Origin of the sequence: Pseudomonas frederiksbergensis (assembly GCF_000802155.2) — a bacterium.
Classification (GTDB): domain Bacteria; phylum Pseudomonadota; class Gammaproteobacteria; order Pseudomonadales; family Pseudomonadaceae; genus Aquipseudomonas; species Aquipseudomonas frederiksbergensis_A.
Map to the genome: position 1 here is coordinate 1 of NZ_JQGJ02000023.1, position 24,855 is coordinate 24,855.

General features: G+C 59.4%; 22 protein-coding genes. 19 read left to right on the top strand and 3 right to left on the bottom strand.

Features of this window, described 5'->3' with window-relative positions; genetic code table 11:
* Together JZ00_RS26160 and JZ00_RS26165 are read left to right on the top strand one after the other, a co-directional pair.
* Positions 1-229: DUF485 domain-containing protein (locus JZ00_RS26160; protein ID WP_046510188.1), on the top strand; the 229-nt coding region annotated here is incomplete at its 5' end.
* Positions 226-1,884, top strand: coding sequence for a cation acetate symporter (locus tag JZ00_RS26165; RefSeq protein WP_039594131.1), 1,659 nt, complete (start codon positions 226-228; stop codon positions 1,882-1,884). The genes JZ00_RS26160 and JZ00_RS26165, both read left to right, overlap by 4 nt.
* A gap of 431 nt (positions 1,885-2,315) precedes the next feature.
* On the opposite strand, the gene gltA is transcribed toward JZ00_RS26165, so the two are convergent.
* Positions 2,316-3,605 carry a citrate synthase gene (gene gltA, locus JZ00_RS26170; protein WP_003172803.1) on the bottom strand — a complete coding sequence of 430 codons (1,290 nt, stop codon included), beginning with the start codon at positions 3,603-3,605 and terminating at the stop codon, positions 2,316-2,318.
* Positions 3,606-3,970: 365 nt separating this feature from the next.
* Here gltA and sdhC point away from each other — a divergent pair, with 365 nt between their 5' ends.
* The 11 genes from sdhC to JZ00_RS26225 all read left to right on the top strand — a co-directional run bounded on the left by sdhC (position 3,971) and on the right by JZ00_RS26225 (position 17,988).
* Positions 3,971-4,345, top strand: coding sequence for a succinate dehydrogenase, cytochrome b556 subunit (sdhC, locus tag JZ00_RS26175; RefSeq protein WP_024780620.1), 375 nt, complete (start codon positions 3,971-3,973; stop codon positions 4,343-4,345).
* Complete coding sequence (gene sdhD / locus JZ00_RS26180; RefSeq protein ID WP_003179222.1) at positions 4,339-4,707, top strand: succinate dehydrogenase, hydrophobic membrane anchor protein; 369 nt, start codon at positions 4,339-4,341, stop codon at positions 4,705-4,707. Before sdhC ends, sdhD begins: the two co-directional genes overlap by 7 nt.
* 3 nt (positions 4,708-4,710) lie before the next feature.
* Positions 4,711-6,483 carry a succinate dehydrogenase flavoprotein subunit gene (gene sdhA, locus JZ00_RS26185; RefSeq protein ID WP_039594132.1) on the top strand — a complete coding sequence of 591 codons (1,773 nt, stop codon included), beginning with the start codon at positions 4,711-4,713 and terminating at the stop codon, positions 6,481-6,483.
* Positions 6,484-6,494: 11 nt separating this feature from the next.
* The gene (locus tag JZ00_RS26190) at positions 6,495-7,199 is read left to right on the top strand and encodes a succinate dehydrogenase iron-sulfur subunit (protein ID WP_039594133.1); all 705 of its coding nucleotides are present in this window, start codon (positions 6,495-6,497) and stop codon (positions 7,197-7,199) included.
* 262 nt (positions 7,200-7,461) lie between these two features.
* Complete coding sequence (locus JZ00_RS26195) at positions 7,462-10,293, top strand: 2-oxoglutarate dehydrogenase E1 component (protein ID WP_039594134.1); 2,832 nt, start codon at positions 7,462-7,464, stop codon at positions 10,291-10,293.
* Positions 10,294-10,337: 44 nt separating this feature from the next.
* Positions 10,338-11,558, top strand: coding sequence for a 2-oxoglutarate dehydrogenase complex dihydrolipoyllysine-residue succinyltransferase (gene odhB, locus JZ00_RS26200; protein WP_039594135.1), 1,221 nt, complete (start codon positions 10,338-10,340; stop codon positions 11,556-11,558).
* A 111-nt stretch (positions 11,559-11,669) separates the two neighbouring features.
* Positions 11,670-13,106 carry a dihydrolipoyl dehydrogenase gene (gene lpdA / locus JZ00_RS26205; RefSeq protein ID WP_039594136.1) on the top strand — a complete coding sequence of 479 codons (1,437 nt, stop codon included), beginning with the start codon at positions 11,670-11,672 and terminating at the stop codon, positions 13,104-13,106.
* Between the two features lie 196 nt (positions 13,107-13,302).
* Positions 13,303-14,469 carry an ADP-forming succinate--CoA ligase subunit beta gene (gene sucC, locus JZ00_RS26210; protein ID WP_003179235.1) on the top strand — a complete coding sequence of 389 codons (1,167 nt, stop codon included), beginning with the start codon at positions 13,303-13,305 and terminating at the stop codon, positions 14,467-14,469.
* Positions 14,469-15,353 (top strand): succinate--CoA ligase subunit alpha, encoded by an 885-nt coding sequence (sucD, locus tag JZ00_RS26215; RefSeq protein ID WP_039594137.1) that lies wholly within the window; start codon positions 14,469-14,471, stop codon positions 15,351-15,353. The genes sucC and sucD overlap by 1 nt, the downstream gene beginning before the upstream one ends.
* A 343-nt stretch (positions 15,354-15,696) precedes the next feature.
* Positions 15,697-17,010, top strand: coding sequence for a branched-chain amino acid transport system II carrier protein (brnQ, locus tag JZ00_RS26220; RefSeq protein ID WP_039594138.1), 1,314 nt, complete (start codon positions 15,697-15,699; stop codon positions 17,008-17,010).
* A 240-nt stretch (positions 17,011-17,250) separates the two neighbouring features.
* On the top strand, positions 17,251-17,988 hold the full coding sequence (locus JZ00_RS26225) for a DUF599 domain-containing protein (RefSeq protein WP_039594139.1): 738 nt from the start codon (positions 17,251-17,253) through the stop codon (positions 17,986-17,988).
* A gap of 76 nt (positions 17,989-18,064) precedes the next feature.
* Here the strand turns inward: JZ00_RS26225 and JZ00_RS26230 are convergent, their stop codons facing one another.
* Positions 18,065-18,316, bottom strand: a complete 252-nt coding sequence (locus JZ00_RS26230) for a hypothetical protein (RefSeq protein ID WP_030138335.1) — start codon at positions 18,314-18,316, stop codon at positions 18,065-18,067.
* Between the two features lie 157 nt (positions 18,317-18,473).
* Here JZ00_RS26230 and JZ00_RS26235 point away from each other — a divergent pair, with 157 nt between their 5' ends.
* The 4 genes from JZ00_RS26235 (at position 18,474) to JZ00_RS26250 (ending at position 22,198) form a co-directional block, all read left to right on the top strand.
* Complete coding sequence (locus tag JZ00_RS26235; protein WP_039594140.1) at positions 18,474-18,950, top strand: PaaI family thioesterase; 477 nt, start codon at positions 18,474-18,476, stop codon at positions 18,948-18,950.
* Positions 18,947-19,408 (top strand): PaaI family thioesterase, encoded by a 462-nt coding sequence (locus tag JZ00_RS26240; protein WP_039594141.1) that lies wholly within the window; start codon positions 18,947-18,949, stop codon positions 19,406-19,408. Before JZ00_RS26235 ends, JZ00_RS26240 begins: the two co-directional genes overlap by 4 nt.
* Positions 19,409-19,495: 87 nt before the next feature.
* On the top strand, positions 19,496-21,400 hold the full coding sequence (gene htpG / locus JZ00_RS26245) for a molecular chaperone HtpG (RefSeq protein WP_039594182.1): 1,905 nt from the start codon (positions 19,496-19,498) through the stop codon (positions 21,398-21,400).
* A 69-nt stretch (positions 21,401-21,469) separates the two neighbouring features.
* On the top strand, positions 21,470-22,198 hold the full coding sequence (locus JZ00_RS26250; RefSeq protein WP_039594142.1) for a dienelactone hydrolase family protein: 729 nt from the start codon (positions 21,470-21,472) through the stop codon (positions 22,196-22,198).
* Between the two features lie 58 nt (positions 22,199-22,256).
* On the opposite strand, the gene JZ00_RS26255 is transcribed toward JZ00_RS26250, so the two are convergent.
* Positions 22,257-23,117 carry a pirin family protein gene (locus JZ00_RS26255; protein ID WP_039594143.1) on the bottom strand — a complete coding sequence of 287 codons (861 nt, stop codon included), beginning with the start codon at positions 23,115-23,117 and terminating at the stop codon, positions 22,257-22,259.
* Positions 23,118-23,259: 142 nt separating this feature from the next.
* Between JZ00_RS26255 and JZ00_RS26260 the strand changes: the two genes are divergently transcribed.
* Together JZ00_RS26260 and JZ00_RS26265 are read left to right on the top strand one after the other, a co-directional pair.
* On the top strand, positions 23,260-24,252 hold the full coding sequence (locus JZ00_RS26260) for an amidohydrolase family protein (protein ID WP_080942567.1): 993 nt from the start codon (positions 23,260-23,262) through the stop codon (positions 24,250-24,252).
* Positions 24,253-24,355: 103 nt separating this feature from the next.
* Positions 24,356-24,820 carry a DUF3859 domain-containing protein gene (locus JZ00_RS26265; protein ID WP_039594145.1) on the top strand — a complete coding sequence of 155 codons (465 nt, stop codon included), beginning with the start codon at positions 24,356-24,358 and terminating at the stop codon, positions 24,818-24,820.
* Positions 24,821-24,855 lie beyond the last annotated feature (35 nt).

The window sequence follows — 24,855 nt, forward strand, 5'->3', positions numbered from 1 at the left end:
CCTCTCGGCGATCATGCTTGGGCTGTATTCCGGCTTCATCCTTCTGATCGCCTACGGGCCGCATATTCTCGGGGCCAAGATGTCCCCCGGATCCACCATCACCTGGGGTATCCCTATCGGGGTCGGCCTGATTCTGTCGGCCTTCGTCCTGACCGGTATCTACGTGCGACGTGCCAACGGCGAGTTCGACGACCTGAACAATGCGATTCTCAAGGAGGCTCAGCAATGATCCGGCGTCTACTGGCTCTTTTGAGCATTGCAGCATTTGCACCGGGTGCCTGGGCGGCTGACGCCCTGACCGGCGCCGTGCAGAAACAACCCCTCAACGTCGCGGCTATCCTGATGTTCGTGGCGTTCGTTGGCGCGACCCTGTACATCACGTACTGGGCGTCGAAGAAAAACAACTCGGCGTCCGACTACTATGCGGCCGGCGGCAAGATCACTGGTTTCCAGAACGGCCTGGCAATTGCCGGTGACTACATGTCGGCGGCGTCTTTCCTGGGGATTTCCGCGCTGGTATTCACCTCCGGCTATGATGGCTTGATCTACTCCATCGGCTTCCTGGTGGGCTGGCCGATCATTCTGTTCCTGATCGCCGAGCGCCTGCGCAACCTGGGTAAATACACTTTTGCCGACGTGGCGTCCTATCGCCTCGGGCAAACCCAGATCCGCAGTCTGTCCGCCTCCGGCTCATTGGTGGTGGTGGCGTTCTACCTGATCGCGCAAATGGTTGGTGCCGGCAAGCTGATCCAGCTGCTGTTCGGCCTGGACTACCATGTCGCGGTGATCCTGGTGGGGATCCTGATGTGCCTCTACGTGTTGTTCGGCGGCATGCTGGCCACCACCTGGGTACAAATCATCAAGGCGGTATTGCTGCTGTCGGGTGCGTCGTTCATGGCCCTGATGGTCATGAAGCACGTCAACTTCGACTTCAACATGCTGTTTGCCGAAGCGGTCAAGGTTCACCCTAAAGGTGAAGCGATCATGAGCCCTGGCGGTCTGGTGAAGGATCCGATCTCGGCCTTCTCCCTCGGCCTGGCGCTGATGTTCGGCACCGCAGGCCTGCCCCATATCCTGATGCGCTTCTTCACCGTGAGCGACGCCAAGGAAGCGCGCAAAAGCGTGCTGTATGCCACTGGCTTCATCGGCTACTTCTACATCCTGACCTTCATCATCGGCTTCGGCGCGATCCTGCTGGTCAGCACCAATCCGGCCTTCAAGGACGCGGCAGGTGCCTTGCTGGGCGGCAACAACATGGCGGCGGTGCACCTGTCCAACGCCGTTGGCGGCAGCATTTTCCTGGGCTTCATCTCGGCGGTGGCGTTCGCGACCATCCTGGCGGTGGTAGCGGGCCTGACCCTGGCCGGTGCCTCGGCGGTGTCCCATGACCTGTATGCCAGCGTGATCAAGAAAGGCAAGGCCAACGAGAAGGATGAGATCCGCGTCTCGAAGATCACCACCATTGCCCTGGCAGTGCTGGCGATCGGCTTGGGCATCCTGTTCGAGAAGCAGAACATCGCGTTCATGGTGGGCCTGGCGTTCTCCATCGCGGCGAGCTGCAACTTCCCGGTGCTGCTGCTTTCGATGTACTGGAAGAAGCTGACTACCCGTGGCGCCATGATCGGCGGCTGGCTGGGCCTGGTCAGTGCCGTGGGCCTGATGATCCTCGGCCCGACCATTTGGGTACAGATCCTGGGTCACGAGAAGGCTATCTTCCCGTATGAATACCCTGCGCTGTTCTCGATGATCATTGCGTTTACCGGCATCTGGTTCTTCTCCATCACTGACAAGTCGGCTGAAGGTGCCAACGAGCGGGCGCTGTTCTTCCCGCAGTTCGTGCGTTCACAGACTGGCCTGGGGGCGAGTGGGGCGGTTAATCACTGATGTAGAGACAAGTGTTTGAAGAAATACCCCGGTCGAGAGGCTGGGGTATTTTTTTTGTGTGCGATAGCTGTGGTTTGAGTAATGAGGTCTTCGCGAGCAAGCCCGCCCACAGGTAAGGCTGTTCACTTAAGGCTGTGGATTGGGGTAAGGGTGTATATCCGTTACCGCGGCAACGGATCTGTACCCAATCCAACCCAACCCCAAAGAAAACGGCACTCCCTCGGAAAAGCGCCGTTTCCTTAAGTGAACAGCACTACGCTCCCACAGGGGATTTGCGTCATACACAGGGTCCAGTGTGTGCGAGCTCGCTCGCGAAGGTGTCGGACCAGTCGCCGCGGATATCAAAGGGGGCACAAACAAAACAGCCCCTGCTCTTATATAAGAAGCAGGGGCTGGTTCAGTACAGCGTGGGACCTATCGCAAGGCAGGCCTTACTTGCGGTCTTCCAGCTTGGTGATGTCACGCGACTCGTAGCCGGTGTACAGCTGGCGCGGGCGGCCGATCTTGTACGGGCTGGAGAGCATTTCCTTCCAGTGGGAGATCCAGCCCACGGTCCGCGCCAAGGCGAAGATCACGGTGAACATGCTGGTTGGAATGCCGATCGCCTTGAGGATGATCCCCGAGTAGAAGTCGACGTTCGGGTACAGCGAGCGCTCGATGAAGTAAGGGTCGGTCAGGGCGATCTCTTCCAGGCGCATGGCCAGTTCGAGTTGCGGATCGTTCTTGATCCCCAGTTCCTTGAGCACTTCGTCGCAGGTCTGCTTCATGACGGTGGCGCGCGGATCGCGGTTCTTGTAGACCCGGTGACCGAAGCCCATCAGCTTGAACGGATCGTTCTTGTCCTTGGCCTTGGCGATGAACTTGTCGATGTTCGAGACATCGCCGATTTCATCGAGCATGGTCAACACCGCTTCGTTCGCACCGCCGTGGGCAGGGCCCCAGAGCGCGGCGATACCGGCGGCGATACAGGCGAACGGGTTGGCACCCGACGAACCGGCCAGGCGCACGGTGGACGTGGAGGCGTTCTGCTCATGGTCGGCATGGAGGATGAAGATCCGGTCCATGGCCTTGGCGAGCACCGGGCTGATCGGTTTGATCTCGCACGGGGTGTTGAACATCATATGCAGGAAATTCTCTGCATAGGTCAGGTCGTTGCGCGGGTACATCATGGGCTGGCCCATGGAGTACTTGTAGACCATGGCTGCCAGGGTCGGCATCTTCGCCACCAGGCGGATCGCGGAGATTTCGCGATGCTGGGGGTTATTGATGTCCAGGGAGTCGTGGTAGAAGGCCGAGAGGGCACCGACAACGCCGCACATGACGGCCATCGGGTGGGCATCGCGACGGAAGCCGTTGAAGAAGGTCTTCAACTGTTCGTGAACCATGGTGTGGTTCTTCACGGTGCTGACGAACTGGGCCTTTTGCTCTGCGGTCGGCAGCTCGCCGTTGAGCAGCAGGTAGCAGGTTTCCAGGTAGTCCGATTTTTCAGCCAGTTGCTCGATCGGGTAGCCGCGGTGCAGCAGGATGCCGTTGTCGCCGTCGATATAGGTGATTTTCGACTCGCACGAGGCGGTCGACATGAAACCTGGGTCAAAGGTGAAACGGCCCGTGGCCGTCAGGCCCCGTACGTCGATTACATCGGGACCAACGGTGCCGGTTAAAATGGGCAGCTCGACGGGGGCTGCGCCCTCGATGATCAACTGCGCTTTTTTGTCAGCCATGTGGCCTCCTATTAATGCTTGGAATCATCAGACAGACCCCCCACGCAGGGCCCGCACCACTATAGTGAGATAAATCCGAATGTCAATTTGCCTAAAGTCTTGCTCCAGAAGGCTTTAACCGGACTTTTTCCGCGAAATTGCCTGCCGTTTACGCCTTTTGCGCTATATGTGCAATGCGCTATTAGGGGAAGGTGAACGCGTTGTCATTAGTAGCCTAACTGTCTATACTCGGCCACCGACCGCCAGGGGCTTTTGGGCCTGCTTTCTTGGGGGTCGTCACTCCCTGGGTGGTGAGTACCTGACCAGTGCGCGCCCCAACAACTTTGCCCTGATTGTTAGGGGCTCTTCAGTGTGAAAAAAAAGCCGTGAAAAGCCAACGACCTGTAAACCTAGACCTAAGGACCATCAAACTCCCAGTCACTGCTTACACGTCCATTCTTCACCGTATTTCCGGTGTCATCCTCTTCGTCAGCCTGGCCATCATGCTTTATGCATTGGACAAGTCGCTCGATTCGGAAGAAGGCTTCGGTCAGGTGAAAGCGTGTCTGACCAGTCCGCTAGCCAAGCTAGTGATTTGGGGCATCCTGTCCGCCTTGCTGTATCACCTGGTTGCCGGTGTGCGCCACTTGATCATGGACATGGGCATCGGTGAGACGCTGGAAGGCGGCAAGCTGGGCTCGAAAATCGTTATCGCCGTTTCCGTGGTGGTAATCGTTCTGGCAGGAGTCTGGATATGGTAACCAACGTCACGAACCTTTCGCGTTCTGGCCTTTATGACTGGATGGCGCAGCGTGTGTCTGCGGTCGTTCTCGCGGCTTATTTCATCTTCCTGATCGGATATGTCGTAGCCAACCCCGGCCTGGGCTATGCCCAATGGCATGAACTGTTTGCAAACAACTGGATGCGTATCTTCAGTCTGCTGGCACTCGTCGCACTGGGCGCCCACGCCTGGGTCGGCATGTGGACCATCGCGACCGACTACCTGACGCAAATGGCGTTCGGCAAGTCGGCGACTGCCGTACGTTTCCTCTTCCAGGCAGTATGCGGCGTTGCGATGTTCGCTTACTTCGTCTGGGGTGTGCAGATTCTCTGGGGTATCTGATTCATGGCTAACATTCCAACGATTTCTTTCGACGCCATCATCATTGGTGGTGGCGGTGCCGGCATGCGCGCAGCGCTGCAACTGGCACAGGGCGGTCACAAGACTGCCGTGATCACCAAGGTTTTCCCGACACGTTCGCACACCGTTTCCGCCCAGGGTGGCATCACCTGCGCCATCGCTTCGGCCGACCCGAACGATGACTGGCGCTGGCACATGTACGACACCGTCAAGGGTTCCGACTACATCGGTGACCAGGACGCTATCGAATACATGTGTCAGGAAGGCCCGGCTGCGGTGTTCGAGCTGGACCACATGGGCCTGCCGTTCTCGCGTACCGAAACCGGCCGCATCTACCAGCGTCCGTTCGGTGGCCAGTCCAAGGACTACGGCAAGGGCGGCCAGGCTGCGCGTACTTGCGCGGCGTCCGACCGTACCGGTCACGCTCTGCTGCACACCCTTTATCAGGGCAACCTGAAAGCCGGTACCACGTTCCTGAACGAGTACTATGCCGTTGACCTGGTGAAAAACCAGGACGGCGCTTTTGTCGGCGTGATCGCGATCTGCATCGAAACCGGCGAAACCACCTACATCCGCTCGAAAGCCACCGTGCTGGCGACTGGTGGTGCAGGCCGTATCTACGCGTCCACCACCAACGCCCTGATCAACACCGGTGACGGCGTTGGCATGGCCCTGCGTGCGGGCGTGCCGGTACAAGACATCGAAATGTGGCAGTTCCACCCGACCGGCATCGCCGGCGCCGGTGTACTCGTCACCGAAGGTTGCCGCGGTGAAGGCGGTTACCTGATCAACAAGCACGGCGAGCGTTTCATGGAGCGTTATGCGCCGAACGCCAAGGACCTTGCCGGTCGTGACGTCGTGGCTCGTTCGATGGTTAAAGAGATCATCGCCGGCAACGGCTGTGGCCCGAATGGCGACCACGTGATGCTCAAGCTCGACCACCTCGGCGAGGAAGTGCTGCACAGCCGCCTGCCAGGTATCTGCGAACTGTCCAAGACCTTCGCTCATGTCGACCCAGTCGTTGCGCCGGTCCCAGTGGTTCCAACCTGCCACTATATGATGGGCGGCGTTGCCACCAACATCCACGGCCAGGCAATCACCCAGAACGCCGAAGGCGTGGACGAAATCATCCCTGGCCTGTTCGCAGTAGGTGAAGTGGCGTGCGTATCGGTTCACGGTGCCAACCGCCTGGGCGGCAACTCGCTCCTCGACCTGGTGGTCTTCGGTCGCGCTGCCGGCCTGCACCTGGAAAAAGCGCTGACCGACGGTATCGAATACCGCGACGCCAGCGACACCGACATCGATGTGGCGTTGAAGCGTCTGGCTGGTCTGAACGAGCGTACCGAAGGCGAAGACGTCGCCACCCTGCGTCGCGAGCTGCAAAGCTGCATGCAGAACTATTTCGGTGTGTTCCGTACCGGCGAATACATGCAGAAGGGTATTGCCCAGCTCGCACAATTGCGTGAACGAATCGCCAACGTGAAGATCAACGATAAGTCGCAGGCGTTCAACACTGCACGTATCGAAGCGCTGGAACTGCAGAACCTGCTGGAAGTGGCCGAAGCCACCGCCATCGCCGCAGAAGTGCGTAAAGAGTCCCGTGGCGCTCACGCCCGCGAAGACTTCGAAGACCGTGACGACGAAAACTGGCTGTGCCACACCTTGTACTTCCCGGGTGAAAAACGCGTCGCCAAGCGTGCCGTGAACTTCTCGCCGAAGACTGTTCCGACTTTCGAACCAAAAGTCCGGACTTATTAAGGGTGACCGCTATGTTGCAAGTCAGTGTTTATCGCTACAACCCTGATCAGGACGCTGCGCCGTTCATGCAGGACTTCCAGGTCGATACCGGTGGTAAAGACCTGATGGTGCTGGACGTGCTGGCGTTGATCAAAGAGCAGGACGAAGGTTTCTCCTATCGTCGCTCGTGCCGCGAGGGCGTTTGTGGCTCCGACGGCATGAACATCAACGGCAAGAACGGCCTGGCCTGCATCACGCCGCTGTCGGCCGTGGTCAAGGGCAACAAGCTGATCGTTCGCCCGCTGCCAGGTTTGCCGGTCATCCGTGACCTGGTCGTCGATATGAGCATCTTCTACAAGCAATACGAGAAGGTGAAGCCATTCCTGCAGAACGACACGCCGGCTCCGGCCATCGAGCGTCTGCAGTCCCCTGAAGAGCGTGAAAAGCTCGACGGTCTGTACGAGTGCATCCTGTGCGCTTGCTGCTCGACCTCGTGCCCATCCTTCTGGTGGAACCCGGACAAGTTCCTGGGCCCGGCCGCCCTGCTGCAAGCTTACCGCTTCCTGGCAGACAGCCGTGATACCAAGACGTCCGAGCGTCTGGCCGCACTGGATGATCCGTTCAGCGTATTCCGCTGCCGCGGGATCATGAACTGCGTCAACGTCTGCCCGAAAGGCCTGAACCCGACTAAGGCCATCGGTCACGTACGTAACATGCTGCTGCAAAACGGCGTGTGATTCAGCTGCTGTACCCGTAGAACCGCTGTACCCGCAGAGGCGAGGGCGTGGGCTTCAACCCACGTCCTGGCTATAACCAGGACAGTCGCTCACAAAGCGGCGGTTCTTATTTTGAAGAAATGAGACAAGCAGGGGCATCCGGGCTGGTACCCGGACTATCAGCGTGATCCTAAGTGGCTTGTTTTAGTCGCTGCACTCGGACTTCTGCAAGTTTGCTCGGTGTTTTCGCCGGTGGTGTTCCCCTAATCGAGGGTGACCAAGCATGCAAGAAAGCGTGATGCAGCGCATGTGGAACAGTGCCCACCTCTCCGGTGGTAACGCTGCCTATGTGGAAGAGCTCTACGAGCTCTACCTGCACGACCCTAACGCTGTGCCAGAAGAATGGCGCACCTACTTTCAGAAGTTGCCGGCTGACGGTAACTCTGCCACCGATGTTTCGCACTCGACGATTCGCGATCATTTCGTGCTGCTGGCAAAGAACCAGCGCCGCGCTCAACCGGTGTCTGCCGGCAGCGTGAGCTCCGAGCATGAGAAGAAGCAGGTTGAAGTGCTGCGACTGATCCAGGCCTACCGGATGCGTGGCCACCAGGCAGCCCAGCTTGACCCGCTGGGGCTGTGGCAGCGTCCTGCACCTGCAGACCTGTCGATCACTCACTACGGCTTGACCAATGCCGATCTTGATACGACCTTCCGTGCCGGCGACCTGTTCATCGGCAAAGAGGAAGCGAGCCTACGCGAAATTCACGAAGCGTTGCAGCAGACATATTGCCGCACCATCGGCGCTGAATTTACGCACATCACCGATTCCGAGCAGCGCCAGTGGTTCCAGCAGCGTCTGGAAAGCGTTCGTGGCCGTCCGACGTACTCCGCCGACATCAAGAGCCACTTGCTTGAGCGCGTCACCGCCGGTGAAGGCCTGGAAAAATACCTGGGTACCAAATACCCGGGCACCAAGCGTTTCGGCCTGGAAGGCGGCGAAAGCCTGATTCCGATGCTCGACGAGCTGATCCAGCGTTCCGGTTCCTACGGCACCAAGGAAGTCGTCATCGGCATGGCCCACCGTGGCCGCCTGAACGTACTGGTCAACACCTTCGGCAAGAACCCGCGCGAGCTGTTCGACGAGTTCGAAGGCAAGAAGAAGGTCGAACTGGGCTCCGGTGACGTGAAATACCACCAGGGCTTCTCGTCCAACGTGATGACTACCGGTGGCGAAGTCCACCTGGCCATGGCCTTTAACCCGTCCCACCTGGAAATCGTTTCCCCGGTGGTCGAGGGTTCGGTCCGTGCCCGCCAGGATCGTCGCAACGACCCGACCGGTGAGAAGGTATTGCCGATCTCCATCCACGGTGACGCGGCATTCGCTGGTCAAGGCGTGGTCATGGAAACGTTCCAGATGTCGCAGACCCGCGGTTTCAAGACCGGCGGCACCGTGCACATCGTGATCAACAACCAGGTCGGTTTCACCATCAGCAACCCGCTGGACTCGCGTTCCACCGAGTACGCAACCGACGTCGCGAAAATGATCCAGGCGCCGATTCTCCATGTGAATGGCGATGACCCGGAAGCCGTGCTGTTCGTGACCCAGTTGGCCATCGACTACCGCATGCAGTACAAGCGCGACGTGGTGATCGACCTGGTCTGCTACCGTCGTCGCGGCCACAACGAGGCCGACGAGCCAAGCGGTACCCAACCGCTGATGTACCAGCAGATCGCCAAGCAGCGCACCACCCGTGAGCTGTACGCCGATCGCCTGACCCAGAGCGGTGTTCTGGATGCTGCCCGCGTCCAGGAAAAAGTCGATGAATATCGCAACGCCCTGGACAATGGCCTGCACGTTGTGAAGAGCCTGGTCAAGGAACCGAACAAGGAACTGTTCGTGGACTGGCGTCCGTACCTGGGCCACGCCTGGACCGCTCGTCACGACACGCGTTTCGATCTCAAGACCTTGCAGGAACTGTCCGCCAAGCTGCTGGAAATCCCGGAAGGCTTCGTGGTCCAGCGCCAGGTCGCGAAGATCTACGAAGACCGTCAGAAGATGCAAGCCGGCGGCCTGCCGATCAACTGGGGTTACGCCGAAACCATGGCGTACGCGACCCTGGCGTTCGAAGGTCACCCGATCCGCATCACCGGCCAGGACGTAGGCCGTGGCACTTTCTCGCACCGCCACGCGGCGCTGCACAACCAGAAAGACGCCAGCACCTACATCCCGCTGCAACACCTGTACAAAGGCCAGCCACGTTTCGACCTGTACGATTCGCTGCTGTCCGAGGAAGCCGTCCTGGCGTTCGAATATGGCTACTCCACCACCGAGCCGAATGCGCTGGTGATCTGGGAAGCCCAGTTCGGCGACTTCGCCAACGGTGCCCAGGTGGTGGTCGACCAGTTCATCACCAGCGGCGAGCACAAGTGGGGTCGTCTCTGCGGCCTGACCATGTTGCTGCCACACGGTTATGAAGGGCAGGGACCGGAGCACTCGTCGGCACGTCTGGAACGCTACCTGCAGCTGTGCGCCGAGCACAACGTCCAGGTTTGCGTACCGACGACTCCGGCGCAGATCTATCACCTGCTGCGTCGCCAGGTCATCCGTCCGCTGCGCAAGCCGCTGATCGTGCTGACACCGAAGTCGCTGCTGCGTCACAAGCTGGCAATCTCCACGCTTGAAGACCTGGCCGAAGGCTCGTTCCAGACCGTCATTTCGGAAATCGATACCCTGGACGCGGCGAAGGTGACTCGCCTGATCCTGTGCAGCGGCAAGGTCTACTACGACCTGCTGGAAAAACGTCGTGCCGAAGGCCGCGAAGACATCGCCATCGTGCGTATCGAGCAGCTTTATCCGTTCCCGGAAGAGGACCTGATGGAGGCCATCGCGCCTTACACCAACCTCACCCACGTGGTGTGGTGTCAGGAAGAACCGATGAACCAAGGCGCGTGGTACAGCAGCCAGCATCACCTGCGTCGCAGCATTGGCAACCATAACAAGGCCCTGGGCCTTGAATATGCCGGTCGTGACGCTTCGGCTGCACCTGCTTGTGGTTATGCATCGATGCACGCCGAGCAGCAGGAAAAACTGCTGCAAGATGCCTTCACTGTTTAACGCCTTCGCGCTGACTGAAACCGAATTTTAAGGACCCACAGATAATGGCTATCGAAATCAAAGCCCCGTCATTCCCGGAATCGGTTGCCGATGGCACCGTTGCCACCTGGCACAAGAAACCAGGCGAGGCCGTCAAGCGTGACGACCTGATCGTCGACATCGAGACCGACAAGGTCGTGCTGGAAGTGTTGGCCGAAGCTGACGGCGTGCTGGGCGCAATCGTTGCCGAAGAGGGCGCTACCGTTCTGTCGAACCAGGTCCTGGGCTCGATCGAAGAGGGCGGCGCTGCCGCCGCCTCTCCAGCAGCCGCTGCACCGGCTGCTGCCCAGGCCGCTGCGCCTGCTGCTTCGGGCGAAGACGATCCAGTCGCTGCACCGGCTGCTCGCAAGCTGGCTGAAGAGAACGGCATCAACATCGCTTCCGTTGCCGGGACCGGCAAGGGCGGTCGTGTGACCAAGGAAGACGTGGTGGCAGCCGTTGCCGCCAAGAAAGCCGCTCCAGCCGCTGCACCGGCCAAGCCAGCCGCGCCTGCCGCTTCCGCGCCAGTATTCGCTGCCGGTGACCGCGTTGAAAAACGCGTTCCGATGACCCGCCTGCGTGCCAAGGTTGCCGAGCGTCTGGTTGAAGCCCAGTCGAACATGGCGATGCTGACTACTTTCAACGAAGTCGACATGACCGAAGTCATGGCCCTGCGTTCGAAGTACAAGGACCTGTTCGAGAAGTCCCACAACGGCGTACGCCTGGGCTTCATGTCGTTCTTCGTCAAGGCTGCCACCGAAGCACTGAAGCGCTTCCCGGCCGTCAACGCGTCGATCGACGGTTCTGACATCGTCTACCACGGCTACGCCGACATCGGTGTTGCTGTTTCCAGCGACCGTGGCCTGGTGGTTCCGGTCCTGCGCAACGCCGAACTGATGAGCCTGGCCGAAATCGAAGGCGGCATCGCCACCTTCGGCAAGAAGGCCCGTGACGGCAAGCTGTCCATCGAAGAGATGACCGGCGGTACGTTCACCATCACCAACGGTGGTACATTCGGTTCGATGATGTCGACCCCGATCGTCAACCCGCCACAAGCGGCTATCCTGGGCATGCACAACATCCTGCAGCGTCCGATGGCGATCAACGGTCAGGTCGTGATTCGTCCGATGATGTACCTGGCTCTGTCCTACGATCACCGCCTGATCGACGGCAAAGAAGCCGTGACGTTCCTGGTCACCATCAAGAACCTGCTTGAAGATCCGGCTCGTCTGCTGCTGGATATCTGATTTTCGCCGCGAGGGCCGGTCTGTCGACCGGCCTCTTGCTGAAACAACCGGTTTCGTCCCTCGACGGTCACCACAAGTGATCGTCCGGTTTGATTCGAAAAGGAATGACTCATGACTCAGAAATTCGACGTGGTAGTGATTGGTGCGGGCCCTGGCGGCTACGTAGCGGCCATCAAGGCTGCGCAACTGGGCCTCTCCACTGCCTGCATCGAGAAATACACCGACAAGGAAGGCAAACTGGCCTTGGGCGGTACTTGCCTGAACGTCGGTTGCATTCCATCCAAGGCGTTGCTGGACAGCTCCTGGAAATACAAGGAAGCAAAAGAAAGCTTCAACGTTCACGGTATCTCTACCGGTGAAGTGAAGATGGACGTCGCCGCGATGGTTGGCCGCAAGGCCGGTATCGTCAAGAACCTGACCAGCGGTGTTGCCACCCTGTTCAAGGCCAACGGCGTGACCTCCATCGAAGGCCACGGCAAGCTGCTGCTGGGCAAGAAAGTCGAAGTGACCAAGCCTGACGGCTCGGTTGAAGTGATCGAAGCCGAAAACGTCATCCTGGCGCCAGGCTCGCGTCCGATCGACATTCCACCGGCGCCAGTCGACCAGAAGGTGATCGTCGATTCCACCGGCGCGCTGGAATTCCAGACCGTGCCAAAACGCCTCGGCGTGATCGGCGCCGGCGTGATCGGCCTCGAACTGGGTTCTGTATGGTCGCGCCTCGGTGCTGAAGTGACCGTGCTCGAAGCCCTCGATACCTTCCTGATGGCTGCCGATACCGCGGTCTCCAAGGAAGCGCTGAAAACCCTGACCAAGCAAGGCCTGGATATCAAGCTGGGTGCTCGCGTCACCGGCTCCAAGGTCAACGGCGAAGAAGTCGTGGTGAACTACACCGACAGCAACGGCGAACAGACCATCACCTTCGACAAGCTGATCGTAGCCGTTGGTCGTCGTCCAGTGACCACCGACCTGCTGTCCGCCGATTGCGGCGTTGAAATCGACGAGCGCGGTTTCATCGCGGTCGATGACCATTGTGCTACCGCCGTACCGGGCGTCTTCGCCATCGGTGACGTGGTTCGCGGCATGATGCTGGCCCACAAGGCTTCGGAAGAAGGCATCATGGTCGTCGAGCGCATCAAGGGCCACAAGGCCCAGATGAACTACGACCTGATCCCATCGGTTATCTACACCCACCCGGAAATCGCATGGGTCGGTAAAACCGAGCAGGCCTTGAAAGCCGAAGGCGTTGAAGTTAACGTCGGCACCTTCCCGTTCGCAGCCTCCGGCCGTGCCATGGCAGCCAACGATACCGGTGGTTTCGTGAAAGTCATCGCCGATGCCAAGACGGATCGCGTATTGGGCGTTCACGTTATCGGCCCAAGCGCTGCCGAGCTGGTACAGCAAGGCGCGATCGGTATGGAATTCGGCACCAGCGCTGAAGACCTGGGCATGATGGTCTTCTCCCATCCGACCCTGTCCGAAGCCTTGCACGAAGCGGCCCTGGCCGTGAATGGCGGCGCCATCCACGTGGCCAACCGCAAAAAGCGTTAAGAGATAATAAGAAACCACGGCGGTTCGGCCCGTCGTGAGCCTTGCGCGCAAGACTCACCGCGGAATGTCCGCTGGACGCAGTCTTGCGTAGCTGCCCCGGTTGACCGGAACGCTACGCAAGCAGCAGTCACAGGTGGTGCGGCACCACAACGGTGCAGCACCGAATGCGCAGTACCTAACGAAGACGGTAATAAGCATGAATCTTCACGAGTATCAGGGTAAGCAGCTGTTCGCTGAGTACGGCCTGCCAGTATCCACCGGCTACGCTGTAGACACCCCGGAAGCGGCAGCAGAAGCTTGCGACAAAATCGGCGGCAGCGAATGGGTTGTCAAAGCCCAGGTTCACGCCGGTGGTCGCGGTAAAGCGGGCGGCGTCAAGCTGGTTCGCAGCAAAGAAGACGCCAAAGCCTTCGCACAGCAGTGGCTGGGCAAGCGTCTGGTGACTTACCAGACCGACGCCAACGGTCAGCCAGTCACCAAGATCCTGGTTGAATCGTGCACTGATATCGCTAAAGAGCTGTACCTGGGCGCTGTCGTTGACCGTTCGAGCCGTCGTATCGTGTTCATGGCGTCCACCGAAGGTGGCGTGGACATCGAGAAAATCGCTCACGACACCCCTGAGAAAATCCTCAAGGCCACCATCGATCCACTGGTTGGCGCACAGCCATTCCAGGGTCGCGAGCTGGCATTCCAGCTGGGTCTGGAAGGCAAGCAGGTCACTCAGTTCGCCAAGATCTTCGTAGGCCTGGCCAAGCTGTTCCAGGACCACGACCTGGCGCTGCTGGAAGTGAACCCGCTGGTGATCAAGGCCGACGGCGACCTGCACTGCCTCGATGCCAAGATCAACATCGACGCCAACGCCATGTACCGTCAGCCTAAGCTGAAGACTTTCCACGATCCGTCGCAAGACGATCCGCGCGAAGCGCACGCTGCCAAGTTCGAACTGAACTATGTAGCCCTGGAAGGCAACATCGGCTGCATGGTCAACGGTGCCGGCCTGGCCATGGGTACCATGGACATCGTCAACCTGCACGGTGGCAAGCCAGCCAACTTCCTCGACGTGGGCGGTGGTGCTACCAAGGAACGTGTTACCGAAGCGTTCAAGATCATTCTGTCCGACACCAACGTCGCTGCAGTACTGGTCAACATCTTCGGCGGCATCGTTCGCTGCGACATGATTGCCGAAGGCATCATCGGCGCCGTGAAAGAAGTCGGCGTGAAAATCCCGGTTGTTGTTCGCCTCGAAGGCAACAACGCTGAGCTGGGCGCTAAAGTACTGGCAGAAAGCGGTTTGAACATCATCGCTGCTACCAGCCTGACCGACGCTGCTCAACAAGTCGTTAAAGCTGCGGAGGGCAAATAATGAGCGTCCTGATCAACAAAGACACCAAGGTTATCTGCCAGGGCATTACCGGTTCGCAAGGTAGTTTCCACACCCAGCAAGCCATCGAGTACGGCACCCAGATGGTTGGCGGCGTAACGCCGGGCAAGGGCGGCACCGAACACCTGGGCCTGCCTGTCTTCAACACCGTCAAAGACGCTGTAGCTGCCACTGGCGCCACCGCCAGCGTGATCTACGTTCCGGCTCCTTTCTGCAAGGACTCCATCCTTGAAGCAGCGTTCGGCGGCATCAAGCTGATCGTCTGCATCACCGAAGGCATCCCGACCATCGACATGCTGGAAGCCAAGGTCAAGTGCGACGAGCTGGGTATCACCCTGATCGGCCCTAACTGCCCAGGCGTGATCACTCCAGGCGAATGCAAGATCGGCATCATGCCAGGTCACATTCACTTGCCAGGCAAGGTCGGTATCGTTTCCCGTTCCGGCACCCTGACCTACGAAGCCGTCAAGCAGACCACTGACGCCGGTTTCGGCCAGTCGACTTGCGTCGGCATCGGCGGTGACCCGATCCCAGGCTCCAACTTCATCGACATCCTGAAGCTGTTCCAGGAAGACCCGAAGACCGAAGCGATCGTCATGATCGGTGAGATCGGCGGTTCCGCTGAAGAAGAAGCCGCTGCCTACATCAAGGCAAACGTGACCAAGCCGGTTGTTTCCTACATCGCAGGTGTGACTGCTCCTCCGGGCAAGCGCATGGGCCATGCTGGCGCAATCATCTCTGGCGGCAAAGGCACTGCAGACGAGAAGTTCGCTGCACTGCAGGACGCAGGCGTGAAAACCGTGCGTTCGCTGGCAGACATCGGCAAGGCCCTGGCCGAGCTGACAGGCTGGGAAATGAAGAAGTAAGCTTCGGCTGACTTTTTTGTTCCAGCAACAAAGGCCACCTTCGGGGGGCCTTTGTCGTTTCTGGCCTTTGGGCATGCTGACCTGCCTTTGTGGCCTGCACAAACTACAGCGACCCGGAAAAATAGATATGTAAACGCGACACGGAAACGTCGTGTATCGGATAGTTCGCCCTGTAACAGTGCGTTTTGCGTCCAAATTCGTTAGTCTGGCGGCCAATTTTGCGACCGCAGCCCACAAGGTAGCGACGCGCTAAACGGGTCGATCCCATACGGATCGGCAGCATTTCCCTCACCCCTCAGGGAAATCCCTCTCTAAATTCCGATTCAGTAGTGTGGTTTCCTTAATGAAAGTGTTGAAAGGCCAGGACATCCTGGCGCTTGGTTTCATGACATTTGCCCTGTTCGTCGGGGCCGGCAATATCATCTTCCCGCCTATCGTCGGTTTGCAGTCCGGACCTCATGTCTGGATGGCGGCGCTGGGCTTCCTGGTCACCGCGGTCGGCTTGCCAGTGATTACCGTCGTTGCGCTGGCCAAGGTCGGCGGGGCGATGGATGCGTTAAGCAGCCCCATCGGCAAAATCGCCGGCGGGTTGCTGGCGGCGGTGTGCTATCTGGCTGTCGGTCCGCTGTTCGCCACGCCGCGTACCGCCACCGTGTCGTTCGAAGTCGGCCTGGCGCCGCTGACCGGCGAAAGCCCGCTGGCGCTGTTTCTCTACAGCGCGGTGTATTTCCTGCTGGTGTTCTTCATTTCGCTCTATCCGGGCCGCCTGTTGGATACCGTGGGACGCTTTCTCGCACCGTTGAAGATCATCGCCTTGGCCGTATTGGGCATCGCTGCGTTTGCCCTGCCAGCCGGTAATATCGGCGTGGCGACACCCGAGTACGTGGCGGCGCCGTTCTCCCAGGGCTTTATCAATGGTTACCTGACCATGGATACCCTTGGCGCCTTGGTGTTCGGCATCGTCATCGTCAACGCCATCCGCTCCCGTGGCGTCGAGTCGCCGGCCTTGATCACCCGTTACGCCATCATCGCCGGGCTGATTGCCGGGGTGGGCCTGGCGCTGGTCTACATCAGCCTGTTCCGCCTGGGGTCCGGGAGCCACGAAGTGGCGGCGGGCGCGACCAATGGCGCCGCCGTGTTGCACGCTTATGTACAGCACACCTTCGGCAGCCTGGGCAGCGGTTTCCTAGCGGTGTTGATTTCCCTGGCGTGCCTGGTGACTGCGGTCGGCCTGACCTGCGCTTGCGCCGAATACTTCAGCCGCGTCCTGCCGTTGTCCTACAAGACCTTGGTGGTGATCCTGGCGGCGTTCTCGCTGCTGGTGTCCAACCTGGGCCTGACCAAGTTGATCGCTTTCTCGATTCCGGTCCTCACCGCGATCTACCCGCCGTGCATTGCCCTGGTGGCCCTGAGCTTCTGCAAGGATTTCTGGCATGAGCAAGGGCGCATCGTCGGCCCGGTCATGCTGGTGTCGTTCCTGTTCGGCTTGATCGATGCCCTCAAGGGCGCCGGGTTGGCGGATTGGATGCCGACGGAACTGGCCCACCTGCCGCTCAGTGAACAGGGCCTGGCCTGGCTGGTGCCTTCGGTCATGACCCTGGTGGTCGCGGTGGTGTGTGATCGGTTGCTGGGCAAGCGGAGCGAAGCGTTGGCGTAAGCGACAACAGGCAACTCCACCGGCAAGAACCGAAATGCCCCGTATCAGTCGATACGGGGCATTTTTCTTGAGTGCATGTCCGTGGATTGTGGAAGCGAGCCTGCTCGCGAAAGCGTTGGAACTGCCGACAATGAAGTGACGGTTATACCGAAATCGTCGGATCGCCGCCGCAGCAGGCTTTCTCCGCCAGGGTTCGCTGATACTATTGCCACCGATTTTGTTTCTGCCACAGGGAATTGCATGTCATTCATCCAAGCCAACCTGATCCATCTCCTGGCCGCGGTATGGTTCATTGTCTGCTGGGCCGGCTATACCCGTTACGCCTCCTGGAAAGCCCGCGACACGGCCTGCCTGGCCAGCGTGATGCACTTGTACCGTGAGGACTGGATGCGTCGCATGCTGCTGCGTGACAACCGAATCGCCGACGCCAGCGTGATCGGCAACCTGGAGCGCAATGCTTCGTTTTTCGCCTCCAGCACGCTGATCATCCTGGCCGGTATCCTGACGGTGCTGGGAGCATCCGATCGGGCGGTGTCGTTGCTGGCGGACCTGCCACTCGTGCAACAGGCCTCCCAAGGCATGGCGGAAGTGAAGCTGCTGTGCCTGGCGCTGGTGTTTGTCTATGCGTTCTTCACGTTCAGTTGGTGCATGCGCCAATACAATTTTGCGGCCGTCCTGGTGGGATCGGCGCCGATGATTGGCGAGCGGCACGTGTCCGAGCTGGAGCGCAAGGCCTTCGCTTCGCGGGCCGCGCGGGTTATTTCCATGGCGGCCAACCAGTTCAACTTCGGCCTGCGTGCTTATTACTTTGGAATGACCATGTTGGCCTGGTTCGTCAGCCCCTGGTTATTCATGTTGATGAGTGCCGGCGTGGTGTTTGTGTTGTATCAGCGCGAATTTCATTCGGACGTGCTGGACGTCATGGTCTATACACCTACCGAGGCGCCAGCGCCTGAAACCGTCAAGGAAACCGCCTGACGGCGCCGCTGCTTGTTGAATCGCATGCAAAAGAAAACCCGCACCAGGCGGGTTTTCCTTTATCGCTAAAACCGTATCAGTTGGTTTTAGGTGCGGTAGCAGGCGCTTGTTCCTGCTGGGCGGCACTGTTCGATTCAGACTGAGCTTTGGCAGCTTCGGCGTTTTCTTTCGCCGCGTCGTTCACTTTATCCTGTGCTTTGTTCATGTCTTGCTGAGCTTGCTCAGCGTGTTGGTTGGCATCTTGAGCTTTGTCCTCGGATTTTTTATCGCAGGCAGCGAGACCGAGGGAGGCGGCCAACATCAAGGCAATAGCAAAAGTCTTACGCATGGGGTGTTTCTCCTTATGGATATAACTACTGGCCTTTTGAGCACGCACCCTCTGGTTAAGTTCCTCTTTTGCGCTAGATATATAACTTTGCAACCAGCGGAACTTTATTGCACACAACTGTTGTCGGCCGCCTTCACACATCAGGGCATTTACGAATATGGCTGAAGATCCCGTTTTTGAGCGTGCGGCCCGCTTCTTGTCGGCGCTCAGGCACTGTCATGTGCTGGGCATCAAACTGCACAGCGCCAGTCGCGAAGGGCTCACGCTGGAGCTGCCCTTTAGTCCGCATATTGTCGGCAATCCCCTGACGGGAATTGTCCATGGCGGAGCGCTGACTTCGTTGATGGATACTGCCTGCGGTATGTCGACCTTATGTGTGCTGCCGCAATTCGAAGTCTGCCCGACATTGGACCTGCGCATCGACTACATGCACGCTGCCATGCCCAACAAGGCCATTTATGGCTTCGCCCAATGTTATCGGGTCACGCCGGATGTGATTTTCAGCCGGGGATTTGCCTACCAGGACGATCCCGAGCACCCCATCGCCCATGTGGTGGGCACGTTCATGCGCCTGGGTGACGGCGCTCGGGGAATAAAGAGGAGTGGCCTGACGGCTGCCGCGCAAAAGCCATGACCAATATGACCGAAGAGCACCTGCGCCAAGCCTGCGAGCAAGGCGACTTCGCGATGCTGCTGGCCTCGATTCCCTACGCGCAACTCATCGGAGTCGAATGCACGCGCCAGGGCGATGAGCTGCTGTTTCGCCTCCCGGCCAATAAGGACAACATTGGTAACCCTTTATTGCCCGCCATCCACGGTGGGGTCATCGCCGGTTTCATGGAGCTGTCGGCTGCGGTTCATTTGCTGATCGCCACTCGTGCGACCGGTGTGCCGAAAATCATCGATTTTTCCCTGGATTACCTGCGCGCCGGGCAGTTTCGCGACACCTATGCCAAATGCCAGGTCTGGCGCCAGGGGCGGCGCGTGGCCAACGTGGCCATTACCGCCTGGCAGGAAACCGAAGCCGAACCCATTGCAACGGCCCGGGCCCATTTCAAGATACCGGCCCCTTCCAGGCCGACCGACACTTGAAATCATCGTCGTTGCCCCCACCTTGTGAACATCCCGCCGCCAATCTCTGCGAGGCGGACACCACCATCCACTTGGAGTTTGATGACCATGAGCGTGGAAACTCAAAAGGAAACCCTGGGCTTCCAGACCGAGGTGAAGCAACTGCTGCACCTGATGATTCACTCGCTGTATTCGAATAAGGAAATTTTCCTTCGCGAGCTGATTTCGAACGCCTCCGACGCTGTCGACAAATTACGTTTCGAAGCGCTGTCCAAGCCAGAATTGCTGGAAGGCGGCGCCGAGCTGAAAATCCGTGTGAGCTTCGACAAGGACGCCAAGACCGTCACCCTCGAAGACAACGGCATCGGCATGAGCCGCGACGAGGTGATCACGCACCTGGGCACCATCGCCAAGTCCGGCACCGCCGATTTCATGAAGAACCTGTCCGGCGACCAGAAGAAAGATTCCCACCTGATCGGTCAGTTCGGCGTCGGTTTCTATTCGGCGTTCATCGTTGCCGAGCAGGTCGAAGTGTTCAGCCGCCGTGCCGGCCTCGCCGCGAGCGAAGGCGTGCACTGGTCGTCAAAGGGCGAGGGCGAGTTTGAAGTCGCCACTGTCGACAAGGCTGACCGCGGTACCCGCATTGTCCTGCACCTCAAGTCCGGCGAAGACGAGTTCGCCGATGGCTGGCGCCTGCGCAACATCATCAAGAAGTACTCCGACCACATCGCGCTGCCGATCGAGCTGCCGAAGGAAGTCACCGCTGCCGAAGGTGAAGAAAAGCCTGAAGTGGAATGGGAAACCGTCAACCGCGCCAGTGCCCTGTGGACCCGTCCGCGCACCGAGGTGAAGGACGAGGAATACCAGGAGTTCTACAAGCACATCGCCCATGATTACGAAAACCCGCTGAGCTGGAGCCATAACAAGGTCGAAGGCAAGCTGGAATACAATTCGCTGCTGTACGTGCCGGCCCGCGCGCCGTTCGACCTGTACCAGCGCGAAGCGCCACGCGGCCTGAAGTTGTATGTGCAGCGCGTGTTCGTGATGGACCAGGCCGAATCGTTCCTGCCGCTGTACCTGCGCTTCATCAAGGGTGTGGTGGATTCCAACGACCTGTCGCTGAACGTTTCGCGGGAAATCCTGCAGAAAGACCCGATCATCGATTCCATGAAGACAGCACTGACCAAGCGCGTGCTGGACATGCTGGAAAAACTGGCGAAGAACGAGCCAGAGCAGTACAAGAGCTTCTGGAAGAACTTTGGCCAGGTCATGAAGGAAGGCCCGGCCGAAGACTTCGCCAATAAAGAGAAGATCGCCGGCCTGCTGCGTTTTGCCTCGACCCAGGGCGAAGATGGCGAGCAAATCGTCAGCCTGGCCGACTACCTGGCTCGCGCCAAGGAAGGCCAGGACAAGATCTACTACCTGACCGGCGAAACTTATGCACAGGTCAAGAACAGCCCGCACCTGGAGGTCTTCCGCAAGAAAGGCATCGAAGTGCTGTTGCTGACGGATCGCATCGACGAGTGGCTGATGAGCTACCTCAACGAGTTCGACGGCAAGAGCTTCGTCGACGTGGCCCGTGGCGACCTGGACCTCGGTAACCTGGATTCGGAAGAAGACAAGAAAGCCGCCGAAGAAGTCGCCAAGAGCAAGGAAGGCCTGGTCGAGCGGATCAAGACTGCGTTGGGCGAAGCCGTCAGCGAAGTGCGGGTCTCGCATCGCTTGACCGATTCCCCGGCGATCCTGGCCATCGGCGAGCAGGACCTTGGCCTGCAAATGCGCCAGATCCTCGAAGCCAGCGGTCAGAAAGTCCCGGACTCCAAGCCGATCTTCGAATTCAACCCTGCCCACCCGCTGGTCGAGAAGCTCGACAGCGAGCAGAACGAAGAGCGTTTCGGCGACTTGTCGCACATTCTCTTCGACCAGGCGGCCCTGGCGGCCGGCGACAGCTTGAAAGACCCGGCGGCCTATGTCCGTCGCCTGAACAAGCTGTTGGTTGAACTGTCAGCTTAATCAAGTTGAAGGAAAAACCCGCTTCGGCGGGTTTTTTCATTTCCATTGTTCCGCCAAGGGGAGTCAATCATGAGTCAGATTACGGTTCGTTCGGTGGTGTACCAGCTCGATGGCCAAACCTATGAAAGCCGCCTGGCCTTCGATACAAATCAGCAAGGCCCGCGCCCGGGGTTGCTGATGGCACCGAATTGGATGGGGGTAGGCGCGGGGGCCGAGGAAATCGCCCGGTCGGTGGCGGCGAACGGTTACGTGGTGCTGATTGCCGACTTGTATGGGCAGACGGTGCGCCCAACCAATGCCGACGAGGCCGGTGCGGCGATGATGCCGCTCAAGAATGACCGGGCCCTCTTGCGCAAGCGCATGCAGGCTGCGTTCGAGCAGTTGCAAAGCCAGGGCGAAGCGCAGGTTGACGTTTCAAACCTGGCCACGTTCGGCTTCTGTTTTGGTGGTTGCTGTGCCCTGGAACTGGCTCGCACCGGTGCACCGCTCAAGGCTGCGATTTCGTTCCACGGCACCCTGGATACGCCTGACCCGGCCGACGCCCAGTACATCAAGGGCGCGGTGTTGGTCATGCACGGCGCCTCCGACCCGTTGGTGCCGAAAGAGCAACTGCCGGCCTTCGAAGATGAAATGAACGCGGCTGGGGTGGATTGGCAATTGCTGAGCTACGGTGGCGCGGTGCATTCCTTTACCGACCCGCAGGCCAACGTGCCGGGCAAGATGATGTACAACGCCAAGGTCGCCGGGCGCGCGTTCCGCGCGATGCACAATTTGCTCGATGAAGTGTTCAAGGGTTGATGGTCTTGCATAACCCCGTGGCGAGGGAGCAAGCTCCCTCGCCACGTTGCGCGTACCACTAGGGCAGTTCGATCCGCTCGCTTTCCCCGGGCACGGTTGGCCAATCCCCGGCCGCCCAGCGCCGGCGGGCTTCGTCTATCCGGGCCGGGTCGCTGGAAACAAAATTCCAGTTCATCCGCCGTGGCCCGTCCAGGGGTGCACCGCCGAACAGCACGGCATGGCAATCGCTGTCGGCGAACAGTGTCATTTCCTCGTCGCTCGGTAATATCACCAAGGAGTGGGTTTCTACCGGCTCCCCATCCAATAGCGCCTCGCCGCTCAGCACATACAGGGCCCGCTCCGCATGCTCGGTGGGAATCAGCAGCGTCGTCGCGGTTTGCAGGTGAAGTTCGGCATACAACGTAGAGGACAGCACCGGAACCGGCGATTCGAGGCAAAAGCCTGACCCGGCGATCATGCGAATGCTGACGCCCAGGTTCTCGCTGACTGGGAGGCTGCTGGCCGGATGGTGACTATAGTGCCCAGGGCCTTCTTCTTGGGATTGGGGTGAAGCCAGCCAGACTTGCAGCCCATGCATGACAAATCCACGCTCCAACAAGGCTTGTGGAGTGCGCTCGACATGGGCAATCGCGCTGCCAGCGGTCATCCAGCTGACGTCTCCGGCGTTTACCACCTGATCGGAGCCGAGGCTGTCCTTGTGCTGGATCTGTCCTTCGAACAGGTAGGTGAGGGTGGAGAGGCCGATATGCGGATGCTGGCGAATGTTCATGCCTTTACCCGCCGCGTAGGACGTCTGCAGCATGTGATCGAAAAACACGAAAGGTCCCACGCTGCGGCATTTGGCGGACGGCAGTGGTCGAAGAATCGGCTGGCCTTCCACGTCTTCTGCACGGGGGCGAACGATCAGGGGAGCGGTCATGGTGGCTTCCAGGTTGAGCGACGAATGCGCAGAGCATAACCGAGCTTGCAACGCACGGCAGCCAAGGCTGAACCCAGGCGGGACGGCGGGGGTCTATGCTGCTCATGGCCTTTGGAGAATCCCCGTGCCCTTGATCCGTTTGATGCTCGCCTGTTTGCTGGCCGTTACCGGCAGCGCCGCCGTGGCTCGCGAATATGCCTACAGTGACGCGCACCTGCATTACGTCGATTTCTTCCAGGAAAGCGCCGGCATGCCCAAGCTCCTCAAGGCAATGGCGGACAATCGCATCGAGCACGTCATGATTTCCGGCGTGCCGGTGGCGAAGAAATGGCATGAAGACGAACCCAAGCGCCCGCGTTATTACGCCGGTGATGATGCGGATGCCTATTGGTACAGCGCCACCGATGTGATCGTTGCGGCGGCGGTATCCAAGCTCCCCGCCGAGCAACGCCAGCACTTCCATCCCTTCCTGTCGGGCTTCAACCCCAACGACAAGAACTCCGATGCGCATATCCAGCGCATGCTCGATCTCTATCCGGGGCTGTGGCAAGGCATCGGCGAAGTATTCACGCGTCATGACGACCTGACGGCGCTGACCTCCGGCGACACGCCGCGGGCCAACAACGAGGCCATGACGCGCATCTATCACCTGGCGGCGGAGAACGATCTGCCGGTAATGCTGCATTCCAACATCACCTCCAAGCGCGAAAGAAATCCGCTGTACCTGGCAGAAATCGAAGAACCGTTACGCAATCATCCACACACGCGGTTCATCTGGGCCCATGCAGGCACGAGCATGGAGATTCACCGACACCAGACACAGTTGCCCTTCCTGCTGCCTACCCTGACGCGGATGCTTGAGTCTTATCCCAATCTTTTCATCGACCTGTCCTGGAGCATGCTCACGCCGTATTTGCTGGATGAGACCGGCAAGCCCCGGGATGAGTGGCTAAAGCTGGTGGAGCGCTTCCCGGAGCGCTTCATGGTGGGGTCGGACGTGGTAGGACGATTCAACAAATTGGGTAAGGAATTGCGCAGCTTCGATCCGTTCCTCGATGCGTTGCCGGAAGACGTGGCGAGGAAAGTGGCGCGGGATAACTTCCTGGCAGTGTTGCCCCGTTCAGTCCCGCGTTGAGATTGCCCCTCGCCACAGAAGCGATCTGCATGAACTTGGCTTTGTCATCAGCCTGTCACCCCCGCGTCATACCCTCGCGCTCATCTCAATCAAGGAGCGCACCATGCACCTCACCCGTCCAAGCGCACTGCTCGCGCTGTTGTTGACCTGCGGCCTGGCCCAGGCGGAAGTTCGTGTCGAAGGCCCAGTGGAGTACGGTGTCTTTGAAGGGCCCCAAGCCGAGCTGCAATCGGGCGAGCGGGTCCTGCGTCGCAGCAATGAGCAGATCCGCCAGACCGAAAGTGTTCCGGCCAAGCTGGGCACCAAGTTCGGCATGCGCTACCAGTTGGCGGGCAAGGTCGCGGATGACCAGCCGTTGACCCTGTTGTACTTCACCCCCGGTATCCGCACCCCCGACGGCGTGCGCCACGACAAGTTCGAAGTCATTCAGAAATTGGTACCCGGTGCGCCTCAGGATGTCATGGCCTACGAATTCACCGAAAGCCACGAAGTGGTGCCGGGGGAGTGGCGGTTCATGGTGTTCCAGGGGGATCGGTTGTTGACGCAGCAGCGGTTTGTCGTGCGCTGAATTCCACCCACTGTAGGTCTCATGTGGGGGCGAGC